Raw genomic sequence first — 17,789 nt, 5'->3', positions numbered from 1 at the left:
CTACTTTAAATATATTATTGAATAAATAATGAACTAATTGATTCGTGGTCATGGATTTTTCTGATCGCTTTCGCGAACAACTCTGCCATACTTGCCACTTTAATTTTCGAAGATTGACCTTCGTTTATCTTTATACTGTCTGTTACGACCAATTCTTCCAATTCAGAATTGTCTACATTCTCGTAAGCCTTACCAGATAGAATTGGGTGCGTACAGAATGCTCTCACAGATACAGCGCCTTTTTCTTTCAATAGATTGGCTGCTTTGGTCAAGGTGCCAGCAGTGTCAATGATATCATCGACCAGGATCACGTCCTTACCTTCTACATCTCCAATGACTTGCATAGAAGCTACTTCGTTAGCTCTTTTTCTGTGCTTGTCGCAAACGACCATTTCTGCTTCAAAGAATTTCGCAAACTCTCTTACTCTCTTCGTGCTACCAACATCTGGTGCTGCAAAAATTAAGTTGTCTAATTTTAAATTCTTGATGTATGGTACGAAAATAGAAGCACTTACCAAGTGATCAACCGGGATGTCGAAAAACCCCTGAATCTGATCAGCATGCAGGTCGCAAGTCATGAGTCTATCTGCTCCGGAAGCCTGTAGTACATTTGCCATTAGCTTGGCTGCGATCGAAACTCTTGGCTTGTCTTTTCTGTCCTGGCGGGCGTAACCATAATAAGGAACCACACAGGTTACAGATTTGGCACTTGCTCTTTTAGCTGCATCAATCATGAGCAAAAGCTCGATAAGGTTATCAGAAGGACCTGTGGATTGAATAATGAAAACGTCGCATCCACGAACCGTTTCGTTATAACTAAAAGAGAGCTCGCCGTCGCTGAATTTCTTGGAAGTAGAATTTCCAAGTGGTTTACCGTAACTATTAGCGATTTTGGTGGCTAATTCTTTGGAACCGTTTCCGGCGAAGATTTTAACTGCAGACATGTCTCGTGCGTTAGTGAAATAAAAGAAGCTATCTCAGTAGAGATAGCTTCTTTTTAGTTGGTCTACTAGGGCTCGAACCTAGACTCTTCTGGACCAAAACCAGACGTGTTGCCAGTTACACCATAGACCAGTGTAGTACCCCTTTTATTTTGGGAACACAAAAGTAGAGATTTGCTTGAATAATGCCAAGCGTTGGAACTAAAAAAGCTAAATAATTTTACTTTTTTTTACTTGTGTTCCTCTACCCAATCCTTGGCGTTTACAAATGCTTGAATCCATGGGGTAATTTCGTGTGATGAATCGGTGTGGTGTGCCCAGTTCCATGGAAAGAGTGAGCGTTCCAGGTGAGGCATCATGGCCAGATGTCTTCCGTCTTTTGAATATACACCCGCTACATTGTAATCTGATCCATTAGGATTGCCAGGGTAGGCTTCATTGGCGTATTTCATACAAACAGTATAGTCACTTTCTGCTTGTGGTAATTCAAATTTTCCCTCGCCGTGAGCTACCCATATCCCCATCCTTGTATTGGATAAATTGCCTAGCATCACAGAATCATTTTGAGGGATAGTTACATCCAGGAAGATTGATTCAAACTTGCCGGAAGCATTGTGAGCCATTTTTGGATGGTTTTCAATTTCAGGGAAGACTAATCCCAATTCCATCATAAGCTGACATCCATTACAAACGCCCAAGCTTAGCGTGTCGGGTCTGGCATAGAAATTCTTCAGTGCTGTATTGGCTTTCTCGTTGTAAAGGAAAGCACCTGCCCAACCTTTGGCTGATCCTAGTACATCTGAGTTAGAGAAGCCTCCTACAAAGACGATCATGTTGACATCCGACAAATCTTCTCTGCCAGCGATCAGATCCGTCATGTGTACGTCCTTCACATCAAAACCTGCGAGATGTAATGCGTAGGCCATTTCTCTGTCTCCATTCACTCCTTTTTCTCGGATGATAGCTGCTTTTGTGCCAGATTGTTCTTTTCTTTTTTGGTTGATACCCAGGTCGCCAAAGTGGCCTGTCCAGTTCGTTGGAAATTGATATTGTAGCGCTTGACTCTTATAGCTTTCAAATCTCGATTTAGCATCAGCAGCTGCTGTCTGATGTTGCTCTAGCAAATAAGAAGTTTTGAACCAAGTATCTCTTAACTCATCTATATTGAGAGAGAGGCCATTGATATTGAATGCTCTGTTCAGATTGACGGTGCCAATTTTTTCAAATGTGATTTCAGACAGTGCCTCCAAGGAAGCATCCTGAGCTACTTGAATAACCAAGGCAGGACTTTCGCTAAATGCAATCTGGGCTAAGTTGTTGCCTAAAGTTGTTAGGTCGATGTTAGCTCCACTTTGTGTAGTAGGGAAGTTCATTTCAAGCAGGGTAGTGATCAAACCACCCGCAGATACATCGTGGCCGGCCAATACATTTCCTTCTTTGATTAATTGTTGAACTGCTGCAAATGCTTTCTTAAAGTATCCTGCTTCAGGTGAAGTAGCTGGGTTGGTACCTACAGCATTTTTGATCTGTCCAAAACTGGATCCATCCAGAGCGAATGATCCATCTGATAAAGGAATATACAATAATGTTGAATCCTTTACTGGTTTAATGTCTGGTGTTATTGTTTGACGAATGTCAGAAACCTCACCTACAGTAGAGATGATCACTGTACCAGGTGAATCTACAGTTTTGCCATCGTTGTACTTCTGGGTCATTGATAAGGAATCCTTTCCGGTAGGAATGTTAATACCCAGGGCGATAGCATATTCACTCACAGCTTCTACTGCTTGGTATAGTCTGGCTCTTTCACCATCTGTTTTGGTAGGCCACATCCAGTTGGCGCTAAGCGATACGCCATCCAGTCCATGAGTCAATGGTGCCCAAATGATATTGGTTAAAGCTTTGGTAATCGCTAGTTGCGAACCTTTGGCTGGATTGGCTATGGCAGCTACAGGCGCATGCCCAATAGAAGTAGCAATACCTTTGTTATTCACAAAGTCCAATGCCATCACGGCCACGTTATTTAGTGGTAGTTGGATCTCGCCACAAGTCTGTTGTTTGGCTACTCGTCCGGTTACTGATCGGTCTACTTTATTTGTTAACCAATCTTTACAGGCCACGGCTTCCAACTGAAGCACTTGCTTCAAGTCTTCTACAAAATTGGCGTCATTGGCAGTTACCGATTGGTAAGGCTTTTGGAGCTTTTTGTCTTTCAATATGGTTTTTGGCGCAGAGCCAAACATATCCGAAAGCCCCCAGTCCATAGCTGCCTTTTCGCTGTCTTTGTGTTTCATGGTGAACTTCATGTCACCCGTGGCTTCACCAGCCACAAATAGCGGTGCTCTTTCTCGATCAGCTATTTCTTTCAGTCCAGGGATATCTTTGTCAGCAATTGCTAATCCCATTCTTTCTTGAGACTCGTTGCCGATGACCTCCTTATTAGAGAGAGTAGGGTCGCCTACAGGCAATTGATCAATGTTGATCTGACCTCCAATGTCTTCGATTAATTCAGAAAGGCAATTTAAGTGTCCCCCCGCACCATGATCATGTACAGAGACAATTGGATTGTTATCACTTTCTGCTAACGCTCTTAACGCATTAGCTACTCTCTTTTGCATTTCTGGGTTCGAACGCTGAATGGCATTGAGCTCTATGGCATTGGCCAATTCTCCTGTGGTGACAGAAGATACGGCACCACCTCCCATGCCGATGCGGTAGTTGTCGCCACCCATCACTACAATTTTGTCTCCTTTGGTCAATGGTTTTTTCTGTGCATCAGATAGTTTTCCGAAGCCTACACCTCCGGCCATCATGATTACTTTGTCGAAACCTTGCGTTTCGCCATTTTCTTCATGTTCGAAGGTGAGTACACTTCCGCAGATCACTGGCTGACCGAACTTGTTTCCAAAGTCACTGGCGCCGTTTGAAGCTTTGATTAGAATATCAAGTGGCGTTTGGTACAACCAATCTCGAGCTTCTATATTTTCTTCCCACTTTTTCCCTTTTTCTAGTCTAGGGTAAGAGGTCATGTACACTGCTGTTCCAGCCAATGGAATACTGCCTTGGCCACCAGCCATACGGTCTCTGATTTCTCCGCCTGAACCTGTTGCAGCACCATTGAACGGTTCTACGGTTGTCGGGAAGTTGTGTGTTTCCGCCTTAAGCGAGATCACGGAGTCTATGTCTTTGGTCTCGAAGAAGTCTGCCTTGTTCTGAGTCTTGGGTGCAAACTGCTCCATTTTTGGCCCTTTGACAAAAGCCACGTTGTCTTTGTAAGCTGATTCGATTTGTCCTGGATGAGTTTCAGAAGTTTTTCTGATAAGCTTAAAAAGCGAAGTTTCTTTTTCTTCGCCATCTATAATAAACTGACCATTGAAAATCTTGTGGCGACAATGTTCACTATTGACCTGAGAAAATCCAAACACTTCACTGTCGGTCAGTGGTCTGCCTAATCTTTCTGAAACACCTTCTAAATAAACTACTTCCTCTTCACTCAGCGCTAAACCTTCGCTTTGGTTGTAGCTTCTGATGTCTTCGATATCCTGTATTGGTTCAGGCTGATTGTTGATGATGAATACTTCTTCATTCAGCGCATCATACTTTTGATTGAGCATTGGGTCGAAGTGGCCCTCTGTATAAAACTCTTCGATTCTTTCAATGCCTTCGACGCCCATGTTTTGCGTAATCTCGACTGCATTGGTACTCCATGGAGTAATCATCTCCTGACGCGGTCCAATGAATGAACCAGCAAGATTTTTTTCACTCAATACCTCTGCATCTCCGAAAAGCCATTGAAGCTTTTTTATGTTGGCAGAGTCAAGGTCAGATTTTGATTTCAGAAGGTAGTAGGTGGTGGGGTTTTTCTTGAATATAAAGATCATCGAAGAAGGACTGTTTATAAGCCGCAAAAGTAAGATGATTGACTTAAAATTTGGGTATGGGATATAGTATTATTGCTGATTTTTCTTTGGTTACAGTTTGAATGAAACCGGGAGCGAAAGGATAAAGGATTGAGGGTTGCCTCTGGAAGTTCCTGGAATCCACTCCACCGGTGTTTCTTCGAATATTCTTAAGGCTTCCTGATCGCAGTCTGGACTTAATCCTTTGAGGATGTAATAGTCTGAAACTTGACCTTTTTTGTCAATCGTATAGACGATATGCACAGTACCCTGAAGTCCTATTTTTTTAGCACTTTTAGGGTATTTCATTTCCTTGGTCAGTTTTTCATAATACTTCGGGAAGCCAATTTCTGGTGATGGCAAAACATTAATTTGTGTATAGCTGTGTTTTGAACTATCTGTTTTTATGCTTGAGCCGCTAACCAGTTCTCCCCCCTTATATTTTTCAGTGTAAAAAGAGTTTCCATTTGGGTAGTACCCTTTCCATGTTCCACTTCTCATGCCTTTATATATTTTTCCCTTGGCTGAAATGCTTAAGTCATCATAGTATTCAATCAGATTGCCCATTCCATCTTTGATTATTTGATTGCCAAGAGAGTCCCACGCATTATAGGTGCGGTGATTAATTTCAGTTGAATTGGAATACCCTGTGTATTCTCGTTCCAAGGCTTTGACTCCATTGGGATACCAGAAAACGTAGCCGCCAAAAATGTGACCATTTTTCAGTTGGTATTTTTCTTTAAGCTGACCGCTTTCATAATACTCGACTCCAATACCAGTTTGTTGGCCACTTTTATCATATGTCTTTTTTGCTTTAGCCTTTCCGTTAGAAATGAATTTCTCAGTGACTTTTCCCACAAAATAATTTTTGCCTGCAGGCATAGCGCCTGTGGCTGAGTAGTAGGCCATATTTTGATCTACTTGATTTCCTGCTTTGTCAAAATATAGAGTTCTACTAGCTTGAGCTATACAAATACCCTGAATAAAGAGGCAAATGATGAGTAATTTATAAGGATTTGGATTTGTTAAGAACGTCAGATACTTCGGCAAAAGATTCATTCAAAAGTTTGGTATGTCCTGTGTCTAAGATAATGACTTTAGCTTTTGGGATTTGATTTAAGAAATAGAAATGTCGTTTGGGCTGAATGATTTTATCGTATTTACCGAAAATAACCGTGGACTGAAAATTGCCAGCGTTGATCCTTTTGATAAGCTCGAGTTGTCGCATCCTAAATTTTCGCAAAGTAATCCAAGAATGATAGACTCTCATCCGCTGTTCCTCATCTTGGAGCTGAGCTCGCGAAAAGTCAATGGTCCATTGGTTAAATAGTTTTGTTTTTTCAATCAAGGAGAGAAAAATAAAAAACGGTTTGGGGTTTTTCATGAAGAAACCGAACAACTGCTCCGAACCCAAAGGAAAAGTAGCGAACTCATAGGAGCTACGTTTCACGATGCCATCAGGAGCAATAAGTATACAATGATCGATTCGATTTTCGAAAGACTTTAGCGTGCTAGCCGTGTATCGACCACCTAAACTGTATCCCAAAACTGAGAAGTGATTAATCTTCAGGTGATTTAGAAACCCATCAAATATGTCTTTCCATTCATTTTGGTGTAAATATTTTGGGCCTTCTTGCCGACGGCTTTTTCCATGAAAAAGCAAGTTGATACTCACTATTTGGTGGTCATCGAGTTTTGTAGATAAGTCATTGAATACCATTAAGTTTTGACCAAATCCGTGAAAACAAACTAGCTTTTTTACGCCCTTACCAAAGAGAGCATATTCAAGTTGAATGGACGAGGAATAAGTATATAGTTGGGGTGAATGGTTCATTGCGGACAAAAAAATACCAGAAAAATTCGAACAAATATTGATTTTGTTCGTAGAAACTTCGGAAACTTTTGGTAAACATAAAGTTTCCTTAGTTTCTTTGCGGTACAATGATTAATAATACGAAGGAGAAAATATTAGAAAACGCTGAAGCACTATTTAATAGATATGGGGTGCGCAGTGTGTCTATGGATGATATAGCAAGAGAGCTCGCGATTTCTAAAAAGACGATATATCAGTTTTTTAAGGATAAAGACGAACTGGTTACACTTATCACGAAGGGGCATATAGATCGTGAGCGATCAGAAATGGCCACAGTGAAGTCTTCTGCCGAAAATGCTATTGACGAATTGTTCAAACTTTCACATTGTATTCGAGAGCATGTCAAGGAGATTAATCCTTCTATGCTGTTTGACATTCAAAAATATCACCCGAATGCTTGGGCACTTTGGCTAGAATACAAGGGTGTTTTTATTAAAAACACTATTCTGGATGTCATTGCAAGAGGCAAAAGCGAGGGATATTTTAGAAAAGTACTAGATGCAGAAATAATTTCAACGTTCCGTGTGGAGTCTATAGAACTGAGTTTTGATGAAAAGATATTTCCAAGAGACAAATTTGATTTTACCGAGGTACAAATGACACTTTTTGATCATTTCGTACACGGACTAATGACCGTAAAAGGTCAAGAACTATATGATAGCTTGATAGATGCTAAATCTTATGAGAGTAATTAAACAACCAATACTTTTACTACTACTTACAATGGGTTTTGTGGCAGTTCACCAGGTGAGCTTGGGCCAAAACTCCGAGTCGATGAGCGTCTCTTTGCAGGAGGCGATTGATTATGCTTTAGAGAATAACCAGCAGGTGAAAAACGCCAGATTGGAAGAGGAAATTGCTGACAAGCAAGTCGGTGAAATTCTTGCTGACGGACTGCCTCAGGTCAATGCAAATGCAAGCCTGATGCACAACTATAAGATTCAACAGACTATTGTAGAGTCTTCAAATGGATTTCCACCAGGAGTTCCGGAAGGAGAGGCTGTTGCTCTAGAGTTTGGAATTCCTTATACATCTGGTTTTGATTTTGGACTAACTCAGATGGTATTCGATGGTTCCTTTTTTATTGGATTGGAAGCGGCAAAAACTTTTACCCAACTTTCTAAGAAAGACCATATTAAGACAAAGATTGATATTGCAGAGGCAGTATCTAAGGCCTATTTTGGAGTACTGGTAAATGTAGAGCGGTTGGCTCTGGTTGAACGTAACTATTCCAGACTGGATTCTTTGTTACAAGAAACTGAAGTAATGTACGAGAATGGGTTTGCTGAGAAAATTGATGTGAATAGGGTCAAGGTGCAGTTTAATAATGTGAAGGTGGAGAAAGAAAACTATCAGCAGATTGTTGATTTGTCTAAATCACTTCTCAAGTTTCAAATGGGACTGAAGCCAAATACTCCTTTGCAGCTTACCACAGAAATTCAATCTATTGGATATTTTAATTTCGAACAATCGAAAGGTTTTGCTTATGAGAATCGAATCGAGTATTCACAAATGAATATACAAAAGGAACTCAAGCAATTGGATATAAAAAATGTGAGAGCCAAATACTATCCAAAAATTGACCTGGTGGCCAACTATGGTAGGAATACCGGTAACACATCGTTGGGTGATGTGTTCACTGATCAGTGGTTTGGTGCGGGTGCGATAGGATTGCGAGCGACTGTACCCATTTTCGACGGTATGAGAAAGAGGCGTCAAGTGCAACAAAGACAATTGCAAGCTCAACAAATAGACTATTCTTTGAATTTGCTGGAGAATAATATTGATGTGGAAATCGAACAGGCGCTCACTACCTATAATAGGCAAATCGAAATGATGCAGGCACAGCGTGAAAATATGGAGCTGTCTCAAGAGGTATACGAAGTAGCCAAAATCAAATACAATGAGGGGGTTGGTTCCAACATTGAAGTAATCGATGCAGATGCCACATTTAAACAAGCACAAATAAACTATTACAATGCGCTTTATGATGCGCTGATATCAAAAATTGACCTGCAAAAAGCCTACGGTGTTTTGCTATAAATTCAACAACGAAAAACTAACAATCATGACAAAATATATTTATCTACTGGCCATTGTTGTCCTTGCGAGCGCATGCGGTGGTGGTGAAGCGGACCTTGATGCCAAAAAAGCTTCTTTGTCTGAAATGAAAGCACAGGCTGTAGAGCTCCAGGCTCAAATAAAGTCTTTGGAAAAGGAAATAGCAGAGATGGATCCTTCCTTCTTGGAAGCGACAAGTAACTCTGTACTGGTAACGGCAATTACAGTTAAACCAGAGTCTTTCAAGCACAAAATAGAAGTTCGTGGAGGAGTAGAGTCTCGACGGAACGTAAATGTAAGTGCTAAGATTCCAGGTGAAATCAAAACGGTATATATAAAGGAGGGTCAAAATGTAAAAGCAGGTCAAACTTTGATCGTGTTGGACGATGAGGTGACTAGAAACAATATTGCAGAACTTGAAACGGCTTTGGAATTGGCAACTGTTGTAGCTGAAAAACAGGCAAATCTCTGGAAAAAGAATATTGGAACTGAAATTCAATATTTACAGGCTAAGAATAATAAAGAGTCTTTGGAGAGAAAGTTAGCGACCGCTAAGTCTCAATTGAGACAAAGTAGAATTGAGGCGCCTTTTTCAGGCAGTATAGATGCCGTGATAGCGAAAAAAGGTGAAATGGCTCAACCAGGTATGCCACTTCTCAGAATTGTAAACCCGAATGATATTCATATCAATGCGGACGTTTCTGAGCGGTACATAGGCAAGTTCAAGAAGTCTGATCCAGTTGAAATTTACTTTCCTTCACAAGACAAGAGATTGAAGTCAATTATCAAGTCTGTTGGTCAAGTGATTAACAGTCAGAATAGAACCTTTGAAATCGAGATTTCCCTTCCTAAGCTAGATTTTCCTGTAAAACCGAATCAGGTGGTGGTTTTGAATTTAGAAGATTACAACAATGATGTAGCTTTTAAGTTACCTACCAAATTGATTCAGAAAGATCAGAAGGGAAGTTATGTGTATGAATTGGTGAAAGATGGAGAAAATATGGTGGCTAAAAAGTTGCACATTCAGACCGGATTGTCATTCAACAATGAGACAGAAATTGTGCAAGGTGTGAAGGAGAATCAGAAAATTGCTTTTAAAGGATACCGAGAATTGTCTGAAGGAGCTATTGTGAAGATGATCAATGAAGGAGCGACTCAGTCCAATTCCAATACGGCCGCAAAATAAACTCAAACAATATTTAACCAAATTTTATCATGGCTGAGAATAAGCAAGATGAAAAGAAAATAAATAAGCAATTTGGGCTTACCACGTTGTCCCTGACTAACAGGACAACAGTGATGGTGATTACCTTCCTGATTGTGACTATGGGTATTTCCACATATATCACTTTACCAAAGGAAAGTTTTCCAGAGATACAGCAGCCCATTGTTTACATAGGGACACCGCACCCAGGTAATTCGCCTGTGGATATGGAAAACCTAATCACTCGACCGATTGAGAAGGAACTCAATACAATCGCCGATGTAGATGAAATCAAATCGACATCGGTTCAGGACTATTCTACAATTATTGTAGAGTTTACCCCAGATACGGAAATAGAAGATGCATTAACTAAGGTGAAAGACGCGGTGGACCGAGCGAAGCCTGAGTTACCGTCTGACTTGGAAAATGATCCTAATGTGTTTGAGATGAATTTTTCTGAGTTTCCAGTTCTAAATATCAATTTATCGGGGGATTACAGTATTCGCCAACTCAATGATTATGCTGAGTATCTGGAGGATGAAATTGAAAAACTGACAGAAATTTCAAAGGTTGAAATTCGTGGGATTGATGAAAAAGAAGTTCGTGTAAATGTTGACCCATATCAGATGGAGTCTCGTTTGGTCAATTTCGGTGATATCGAAAATGCTGTAAGAGCGGAGAACATTACCCTTTCAGGTGGTAACCTTAAAGAAGGGGATATCAGACGTTCTATTCGTGTGGTTGGAGAGTTCGAAAGGCCAGAGGATTTGTTGGATGTGGTAATCAAAAACGAGAAAGGCAACATTGTCTATCTCGGAGATATAGCAGAAGTCGAGTTTGACTATAAAGAAAAGCAGAATTATGCTCGATTAGGTGGACAGCCTGTAGTGATGGTAGATGTGATCAAAAGAAGTGGTGAAAACCTCTTGATCGCCACAGATAAAATCAATGCCATCCTTGAAAATGCAAAGAAGAATGTCTTTCCAGCCAATTTGGAAATCACAATTACCAATGACCAGTCTCAGCAAACTCGGGATATGGTGGATAGTTTGGAAAACAACATTATTTCTGGGGTTATTCTGGTAGTACTTGTTTTGCTCTTCTTCCTTGGATCAAGAAATGCCTTATTCGTAGGAGTGGCCATACCACTGTCTATGTTCATGTCTTTCCTTGTACTCGGGGCGTTTGGCATTACGATCAATATGATGGTTTTGTTTTCATTGATCATGGCATTGGGTATGCTAGTGGATAATGGTATTGTGGTTGTAGAGAATGTTTATCGTTTGCGTGAGGAAGGCTTGTCAGCCTTTGAAGCCACTAAACGAGGCGTAGGAGAAGTTGCGCTACCTATTATTGCATCTACTGCCACTACTTTAGCAGCATTTTTACCTCTGGCCTTCTGGCCAGGAATTATGGGCGAATTCATGAAGTACCTACCTATTACCCTAATGGTAACTCTGGGTTCTTCATTGTTTGTGGCTTTGGTTATCAATCCTGTATTGATCGCCATTTTTATGAAATTAGATTCTGGTGAAAAAAGAAACGATCGTAAGATTTTAACCATTATTGGAGCAGCCCTTGTGATTGGCTTGATGTTCTTGGTGATGGGTTCTGCCGTATTTAGCAATCTGGCGTTTGCCGTAGCTTTAATTACCGGTGTGAATGTATACGTCTTGGTGCCACTTTCTAGAAGATTTCAGAGTGTATTCTTGCCTTGGATTGAGGGCATCTATAGCAAAACGCTTAAATATGCACTGGCTGGATGGAAACCTTACGCCTTCTTCTGGGGAACTGTAGGTATGCTTTTCTTCTCATTCGTGTTGATGGCAATTTTTCCTCCCGAGGTAGAATATTTCCCAAAAACAGACCCTAAGTATATTAATGTTTTCATTGAATATCCTATTGGGACGGATGTAGAAACCACCAACACCTTTGCTGAAAAAATTGAGGCTAGGGTGATGGAGGTGATTATGCCATACATGGGAATCGTAGAGTCTGTAATTGCCAATGTAGGAGAGGGCACGGCTGATCCCAATGACTCTTCTGCATTTGGTCAGAAGTCCACCCCGAATAAGGCAAGGATTACCGTCGATTTTAAGGAGTTTAAAGATCGAAATGGCATTTCCACAAAGGATGCGCTGGATGATTTAAGGAATGCAATGCGAGGTCACCCTGGTGTATTAGTAACAGTAGATCAAAATGCAGACGGACCACCGGCAGGTAAGCCAATCAGTATTGAAATTTCTGGAGACAATTTCGAAACCCTGATTGATGTGTCCGAGCGTATGAAGAGCTATATCAACAACTCAGGAATCGAGGGTATTGAAAAACTCAAGATGGATCTTGAGACTGGTAAGCCAGAATTGATCGTAAACATTGATCGCGAGAAGGCAAGAAGATTTGGTCTTTCTACTCAGTCCATTGCCATGGAGGTCAGAACAGCACTCTTTGGAAAGGAAATTTCTAAGTACAAAGAGGGTGAAGATGATTACGAAATTCAACTCAGGTTGAAGGAGAAATATCGATACGATGTAGATGCCCTCATGAATAAGAGTGTGGTGTACAGAAACCAAACCAGTGGAGAAATGCGAAGCATACCCATCAATTCGGTAGCGAAAGCGGAGTTGAGTTCTACTTATGGTTCGGTAAGAAGAAAGGATCTTAAGCGAGTGGTTACCATCAGTTCTAATGTGATCGGTGGATATAATCCAACACAAATCAATGATCAAATAAAGGAGTTGTTAACCAGTTTTGACTTGCCCGTGGGTTACGAGTACAAATTTGGTGGAGAGCAAGAAAAGCAAGCTAAAGAAATGGCTTTCTTGAGTAAGGCGTTGATGATCGCTGTGTTTATGATATTCCTGATCATTGTTTCACAGTTTAATAAGGTAACAGCTCCTTTTATCATCATGATGTCTGTAGTACTAAGTACCATTGGTGTCTTCTTAGGCTTGGTTATTTTTGGAATGAAGTTCTCTGTGGTGATGACCATGATTGGTATTATTTCGTTGGCAGGTATTGTGGTAAACAATGCTATTGTATTAATTGACTTTATTGAATTGAGCCGAGATAGAAAGCGTGCTGAGCTGGGAGTTGACAAGCTGCCATTCGAAGAGATTGTGAATTCAATTATTACCGCTGGAGCCACCAGACTTCGCCCGGTACTACTTACAGCAATCACCACGATACTAGGTTTGATTCCGTTGGCAGTAGGTATCAATATTGACTTCTTGAAATTATTCTCAGTCTACGACGCAGATTTTTTCTTAGGTGGAGACAATGTAGCTTTTTGGGGGCCAATGTCATGGACGATCATTTATGGATTGACCTTCGCGACGTTCTTAACGTTGATCATTGTGCCAGTGATGTATTTATTCTTTGCCAAGGTGAATAGGAAACTTGGGATAAGTTAAGATCCTATGAGCAAAAGGTAATAGAAGCGAGGTCTTGTAAAAGGTCTCGCTTTTTTTGTATCTTTTTAAAAGGAATTCGTGCATATATTTGCCGTCCAAAAAATGAGCAACAATTATTGACCAATGATAAACTTCGATGACACCAAAGTGGCATTCGCAGACAAGTCGAATTTTGATTTGAAAAGGATGCATTTTCTGTTCCTTACCATGAACAATCCTGCAATAGCCAAGATTGGGATTTGGATGACCGTCTTTGCCTTGAAAATTCATTTGCCAATCAAGTGGATGATCAAAAAAACCATTTTTGCTCAGTTTTGTGGAGGGGAGTCTTTAGAGGATTCAAAAGGGACTGTAGAAAAATTGGCGGCATCAAATATCCATACCATATTGGATTACTCTGTAGAAGGCGAGGAGTCGGAGAAGGTGTTCGATTTCAACCGAGATGAGATCATTCGCTCGTTAGAGATGGCGTCAAATAACACGCATATTCCAACTGGAGTAATGAAACTTACTGGTTTCACAGCTTTTGATTTACTAGCCAAAAAGCAAAGTGGAGACCCGTTAACTCCTGATGAATCCAGTCGATATGAGACATTTCTAGAAAGGGTAGACCAGATTTGTGCTAAGGCAGTGGAAGTGCACAAATACCTTTTCATTGATGCAGAAGAAACCTGGATTCAGGATGTAATTGACGAGGTAGTATATGCCATGATGGAGAAGTACAATAAGGAAACAGTGTACATATTCAACACCTATCAGATGTATCGAACGGCATCCTTACAAAATTTGAAAGATGCACATCAATTGGGATTAGACAAAGGTTTCAAAATAGGTGCTAAGCTTGTTCGGGGAGCCTATATGGAGAAGGAACGAGAAAGAGCAGAACGCAAAGGATATCAAGACCCGATTCAGCCGAACAAAGAAGCTTCGGACAAAGACTACGACGCGGCGGTTACCTATTGTTTAGAAAATATCAATGAAGTTTATCTGTGTGCGGGAACACACAATGAGAACAGCTCCAGGCTTACCGCTGAGCTCATGGATCACCATGGTATAGCCAAGGCTGATCCGAAAGTCTATTTTGCACAGCTCTATGGAATGAGCGACAATCTATCTTATACATTGGCGAACGAAGGTTACAATGTAGCTAAGTATGTCCCTTATGGGCCAGTTGCTAAGGTTTTACCTTATTTAATGAGGCGTGCAGAAGAGAATACTTCTATTGCCGGACAAAGCAGCCGTGAATTCACTTTGGTGAAAAAGGAGATTGCCCGACGAAAGTCGAAATAATATTGACTCTTACTTCTCATAAAGTTTAAAATCTGGAAGAGATTAATCTTTACCGCAAGGTTTGTACAGCCTTTTTGTCTGATACTATTTTATCATCAGTACTTATTTTGATTGGTAATTTTTGAACACTGCTTTTTGGTTGGTCAAAAATGATTAACTTCCGAGTTTTTACATGGGACCCTTGCTGCTAATATGCAAAAAATGCGTCTGATAGACTGAGTATATGTTTTTAGTTTGGTGCCCCAGAAACGATATTTTTTATACCAAAAATGCACTAGCGAATGAGTACAAGCAGTGAGAAGAGAGAGCCTTCGCTTATTGAGGCATTCATACCTATAATATTCCTCATAGTTTTTTTATCCGTCAATGTTTCCATCTTCGGAGATGATGCCCTTTCCGGATCCAACCAGATTGTTTTAATTCTGTCCGCCATGGTAGCGGCCATATTGGCCTCACGTTTGGGATATAAATGGAAGGATATCGAAAAGTCTATGGTTAAGAGCATTACTTCAGCCATGGGCTCAATATTGATCTTATTGATGATAGGCTCCTTAGCCGGGAGTTGGTTGATTAGCGGGATCGTACCTGCTATGATTTATTACGGACTTCAGATTCTAAATCCCACTATATTCCTTTTTGCGGCATGCATAGTTTGCGCTATCGTATCTATGGCTACAGGAAGTTCATGGACCACGGCGGCGACAGTTGGTATCGCTTTGATTGGTATTGGTCAGGCGATGGGAATACATGAAGGAATTGTTGCAGGAGCAATCCTGTCAGGTGCATATTTTGGTGATAAGATGTCACCACTTTCGGATACAACGAACCTCGCACCGGCCATGGCTGGCACAGACTTGTTTACTCATATCCGATATATGGTCTACACAACCTTTCCATCGATCGCAATAACGTTGGTGATCTTTCTGGTTATGGGCTTTTTCAATACCACTACAGAGGCAAACGTGAATACCGGAGAGGTATTAGAAGCGATATCTTCGAAGTTTTACATATCAGGGTGGTTGTTTATTGTTCCTGTGGTTGTGATTATACTAATCGTGAAGAAGGTGCCGGCTTTTCCTGCTTTGATGGTTGGAACTTTGTTAGGGATTTTGTTTGCCCTGATTTTCCAAAGAGAGGTAATTAGCGAAGTGTCAGGTTATTCTGGTGAGTACTGGAAGACCATGTTTGTAGGAGTGATGAAGGCCTTGTACGGACATGTGGGTGTCACAACCTCTAATGAAATGGTGAACGAACTCTTGAGTTCGGGAGGTATGTTTAAAATGCTGAATACCATCTGGCTGATTATGTCTGCCATGATGTTTGGTGGAGTAATGGAAGGTGCAGGTATGCTCAGAGTCATTGCTCAGGCCATTATGAAAAGGATTGAGTCGAGCGGAGCATTGATTGCTTCTACTGCAGGCACTTGTATGTTCTTCAACGCCACTGCTTCCGATCAATATCTTGCTATTGTGGTGCCAGGAAGAATGTATGCTGACCTATACAAGGAAAAGGATTTGGCTCCTGAAAATCTAAGCCGAACATTGGAGGACTCTGGGACGGTAACTTCTGTGCTGGTACCTTGGAATACCTGTGGCGCTTATCACTCCAGTGTCTTAGGTGTAGGCGTCTTAGCTTTTGCTCCGTATTGTTTTTTTAATATCATTAGCCCTTTTATGACTATATTATTCGGATATTTAAAAATTAAGATTCGAAGACTGAGTGACAAAAAATAATATTTGAATGAAGATTAGGAAGATTACGAAGCAGGAAGTTAACGCACTTCCGTTGATGAAATATGAAGGGGAGTATCAGATAATCGACGAAGAAAGTCAAGTAAAGGAAGCAGTTGAGGCTCTCAGAGAGGCCGAAATTATAGGTTTTGATACAGAAACAAAACCAGCGTTTAGAAAAGGGGAGTCCTATCCAGTGGCCTTGTTACAGCTGTCGTTGCCAAATATGGCATTTTTATTTAGGCTCAATAAAATCAGCCTTTCAGAAGATATTGTGAGTCTTTTTGAGGACTCAAAGATAAAAATTGTTGGGATTGGTATTCGAGATGATATCAAGGATTTACAGAAACTGAGAAATTTCAAACCCAGTGGATTTGTTGATCTTAATGAGCTTGGAGCTACACTCGGATTTGAAAGTATCGGGGCAAGAAATTATGCCGGTATGTTTATGAATCACAGGATTTCAAAAAGTCAGCAAGTATCCAATTGGGAAAACGAGGTCTTGACTGAATCTCAAATAAGCTATGCAGCTACAGATGCATGGATATGTCTGGATATCTATAACAAAATGATGGAAATTCAGGCAAAGTCTAACTAAGCCTCATTATTTCCGGATATTTTCAGAAACCATTGCAATCCTGCTTGCTAAAATATTTCTATATTTATTGTTAGGCAGCGTATTGGGTTTCTAACCCTTCTCAATTGAATCAAACAGCGCATGAATAATCTAAGAAAAAAGCAGACCAACCAACTGAACCATCTGAAAAATATAGTGGCCTTCAGAGAATTGATGGAAGGTTCTGATGTGAATATTGTCTACCTCGGTAAGATTACCCAAAATACAATCAATGGTATCACCGCCATGACGGAGGAAGACATGACAGATAAAAAAGAGGATAAAAAAGTATCCCGTCGTGTGTATCACGTGATGATTGAAGCGCTTCAAAATATTTGTAAACACGCGGACAGCACAGCGGAATATGCCTCAGACAGTCTGGAAGATGGATTGGCTAAAGATGGAATATTTCTGATTGGCGACAATGACTATGAGTATTATGTAACTACTGGTAATCAAATTTCACTCGACAATGCCGTAAGACTTCGGGATATTTTGGATCGGGTAAACTCTTTGGACAAAGAAGAACTTAGAGCATTGCACAAAACGACCATGGAGAATACCACCATTTCCGAAAAGGGGGGTGCAGGTTTAGGGTTTATTGATATTAAGAAAAGAACGGGAACGGAATACGAGTATTACTTTGAGCCGTTAGATGCAGAACATTGTTTCTTCATTCTAACCATTCGAATTAGGAAAGAAGACGCTTAAGGTTTAAGTACAATTTGTCAGATTCATGTCCTTTCAAGGACCAACCAAGAA

Annotated in this window: 12 protein-coding genes and 1 tRNA gene; 8 read left to right on the top strand and 5 right to left on the bottom strand. The window is 40.6% G+C overall.

Annotated features, from left to right (window positions below; translation table 11 throughout):
- Positions 1 to 14 precede the first annotated feature (14 nt).
- The 5 genes from ACO6S2_RS18615 to ACO6S2_RS18595 all read right to left on the bottom strand — a co-directional run bounded on the left by ACO6S2_RS18615 (position 15) and on the right by ACO6S2_RS18595 (position 6,674).
- Complete coding sequence (locus ACO6S2_RS18615; protein WP_422360068.1) at positions 15 to 944, bottom strand: ribose-phosphate pyrophosphokinase; 930 nt, start codon at positions 942 to 944, stop codon at positions 15 to 17.
- Positions 945 to 1,001: 57 nt separating this feature from the next.
- Positions 1,002 to 1,074: transfer RNA gene (locus tag ACO6S2_RS18610), tRNA-Gln, on the bottom strand.
- Between the two features lie 97 nt (positions 1,075 to 1,171).
- Positions 1,172 to 4,822, bottom strand: coding sequence for a phosphoribosylformylglycinamidine synthase (gene purL / locus ACO6S2_RS18605; protein WP_422360067.1), 3,651 nt, complete (start codon positions 4,820 to 4,822; stop codon positions 1,172 to 1,174).
- A gap of 90 nt (positions 4,823 to 4,912) precedes the next feature.
- Complete coding sequence (locus tag ACO6S2_RS18600; RefSeq protein WP_422360066.1) at positions 4,913 to 5,749, bottom strand: TonB family protein; 837 nt, start codon at positions 5,747 to 5,749, stop codon at positions 4,913 to 4,915.
- A 97-nt stretch (positions 5,750 to 5,846) separates the two neighbouring features.
- Complete coding sequence (locus ACO6S2_RS18595) at positions 5,847 to 6,674, bottom strand: alpha/beta fold hydrolase (protein WP_422360065.1); 828 nt, start codon at positions 6,672 to 6,674, stop codon at positions 5,847 to 5,849.
- A gap of 107 nt (positions 6,675 to 6,781) precedes the next feature.
- Between ACO6S2_RS18595 and ACO6S2_RS18590 the strand changes: the two genes are divergently transcribed.
- The 8 genes from ACO6S2_RS18590 to ACO6S2_RS18555 all read left to right on the top strand — a co-directional run bounded on the left by ACO6S2_RS18590 (position 6,782) and on the right by ACO6S2_RS18555 (position 17,738).
- Positions 6,782 to 7,408 (top strand): TetR/AcrR family transcriptional regulator, encoded by a 627-nt coding sequence (locus ACO6S2_RS18590; RefSeq protein ID WP_422360064.1) that lies wholly within the window; start codon positions 6,782 to 6,784, stop codon positions 7,406 to 7,408.
- 79 nt (positions 7,409 to 7,487) lie between these two features.
- Positions 7,488 to 8,756 (top strand): TolC family protein, encoded by a 1,269-nt coding sequence (locus ACO6S2_RS18585; protein WP_422360063.1) that lies wholly within the window; start codon positions 7,488 to 7,490, stop codon positions 8,754 to 8,756.
- A gap of 25 nt (positions 8,757 to 8,781) precedes the next feature.
- Complete coding sequence (locus tag ACO6S2_RS18580; protein WP_422360062.1) at positions 8,782 to 9,960, top strand: efflux RND transporter periplasmic adaptor subunit; 1,179 nt, start codon at positions 8,782 to 8,784, stop codon at positions 9,958 to 9,960.
- A 29-nt stretch (positions 9,961 to 9,989) separates the two neighbouring features.
- Positions 9,990 to 13,391, top strand: a complete 3,402-nt coding sequence (locus ACO6S2_RS18575; protein ID WP_422360061.1) for an efflux RND transporter permease subunit — start codon at positions 9,990 to 9,992, stop codon at positions 13,389 to 13,391.
- Positions 13,392 to 13,514: 123 nt separating this feature from the next.
- A complete protein-coding gene (locus ACO6S2_RS18570) occupies positions 13,515 to 14,681 on the top strand; it encodes a proline dehydrogenase family protein (RefSeq protein ID WP_422360060.1) in 1,167 nt (388 codons plus the stop codon).
- Between the two features lie 281 nt (positions 14,682 to 14,962).
- Complete coding sequence (gene nhaC, locus ACO6S2_RS18565; RefSeq protein WP_422360059.1) at positions 14,963 to 16,414, top strand: Na+/H+ antiporter NhaC; 1,452 nt, start codon at positions 14,963 to 14,965, stop codon at positions 16,412 to 16,414.
- Between the two features lie 7 nt (positions 16,415 to 16,421).
- On the top strand, positions 16,422 to 17,009 hold the full coding sequence (locus ACO6S2_RS18560) for a 3'-5' exonuclease (protein ID WP_422360058.1): 588 nt from the start codon (positions 16,422 to 16,424) through the stop codon (positions 17,007 to 17,009).
- 120 nt (positions 17,010 to 17,129) lie between these two features.
- Positions 17,130 to 17,738 (top strand): SiaB family protein kinase, encoded by a 609-nt coding sequence (locus ACO6S2_RS18555; protein WP_422360057.1) that lies wholly within the window; start codon positions 17,130 to 17,132, stop codon positions 17,736 to 17,738.
- The last annotated feature ends 51 nt before the right edge of the window (positions 17,739 to 17,789 follow it).

It is taken from the genome of Reichenbachiella sp., from assembly GCF_965233835.1.
Classification (GTDB): Bacteria; Bacteroidota; Bacteroidia; order Cytophagales; family Cyclobacteriaceae; genus Reichenbachiella.
The sequence above is the reverse complement of the archived record's forward strand: the minus strand, read 5'-3'. Positions and strand labels throughout refer to the sequence as shown.

Coding starts and splice junctions, on each gene's coding strand:
- ACO6S2_RS18615 (WP_422360068.1), bottom strand. CDS start 944: ATGTCTGCAGTTAAAATCTTCGCCGGAAACGGTTCCAAAGAATTAGCC.
- purL (WP_422360067.1), bottom strand. CDS start 4,822: ATGATCTTTATATTCAAGAAAAACCCCACCACCTACTACCTTCTGAAA.
- ACO6S2_RS18600 (WP_422360066.1), bottom strand. CDS start 5,749: ATGGCCTACTACTCAGCCACAGGCGCTATGCCTGCAGGCAAAAATTAT.
- ACO6S2_RS18595 (WP_422360065.1), bottom strand. CDS start 6,674: ATGAACCATTCACCCCAACTATATACTTATTCCTCGTCCATTCAACTT.
- ACO6S2_RS18590 (WP_422360064.1), top strand. CDS start 6,782: ATGATTAATAATACGAAGGAGAAAATATTAGAAAACGCTGAAGCACTA.
- ACO6S2_RS18585 (WP_422360063.1), top strand. CDS start 7,488: ATGAGCGTCTCTTTGCAGGAGGCGATTGATTATGCTTTAGAGAATAAC.
- ACO6S2_RS18580 (WP_422360062.1), top strand. CDS start 8,782: ATGACAAAATATATTTATCTACTGGCCATTGTTGTCCTTGCGAGCGCA.
- ACO6S2_RS18575 (WP_422360061.1), top strand. CDS start 9,990: ATGGCTGAGAATAAGCAAGATGAAAAGAAAATAAATAAGCAATTTGGG.
- ACO6S2_RS18570 (WP_422360060.1), top strand. CDS start 13,515: ATGATAAACTTCGATGACACCAAAGTGGCATTCGCAGACAAGTCGAAT.
- nhaC (WP_422360059.1), top strand. CDS start 14,963: ATGAGTACAAGCAGTGAGAAGAGAGAGCCTTCGCTTATTGAGGCATTC.
- ACO6S2_RS18560 (WP_422360058.1), top strand. CDS start 16,422: ATGAAGATTAGGAAGATTACGAAGCAGGAAGTTAACGCACTTCCGTTG.
- ACO6S2_RS18555 (WP_422360057.1), top strand. CDS start 17,130: ATGAATAATCTAAGAAAAAAGCAGACCAACCAACTGAACCATCTGAAA.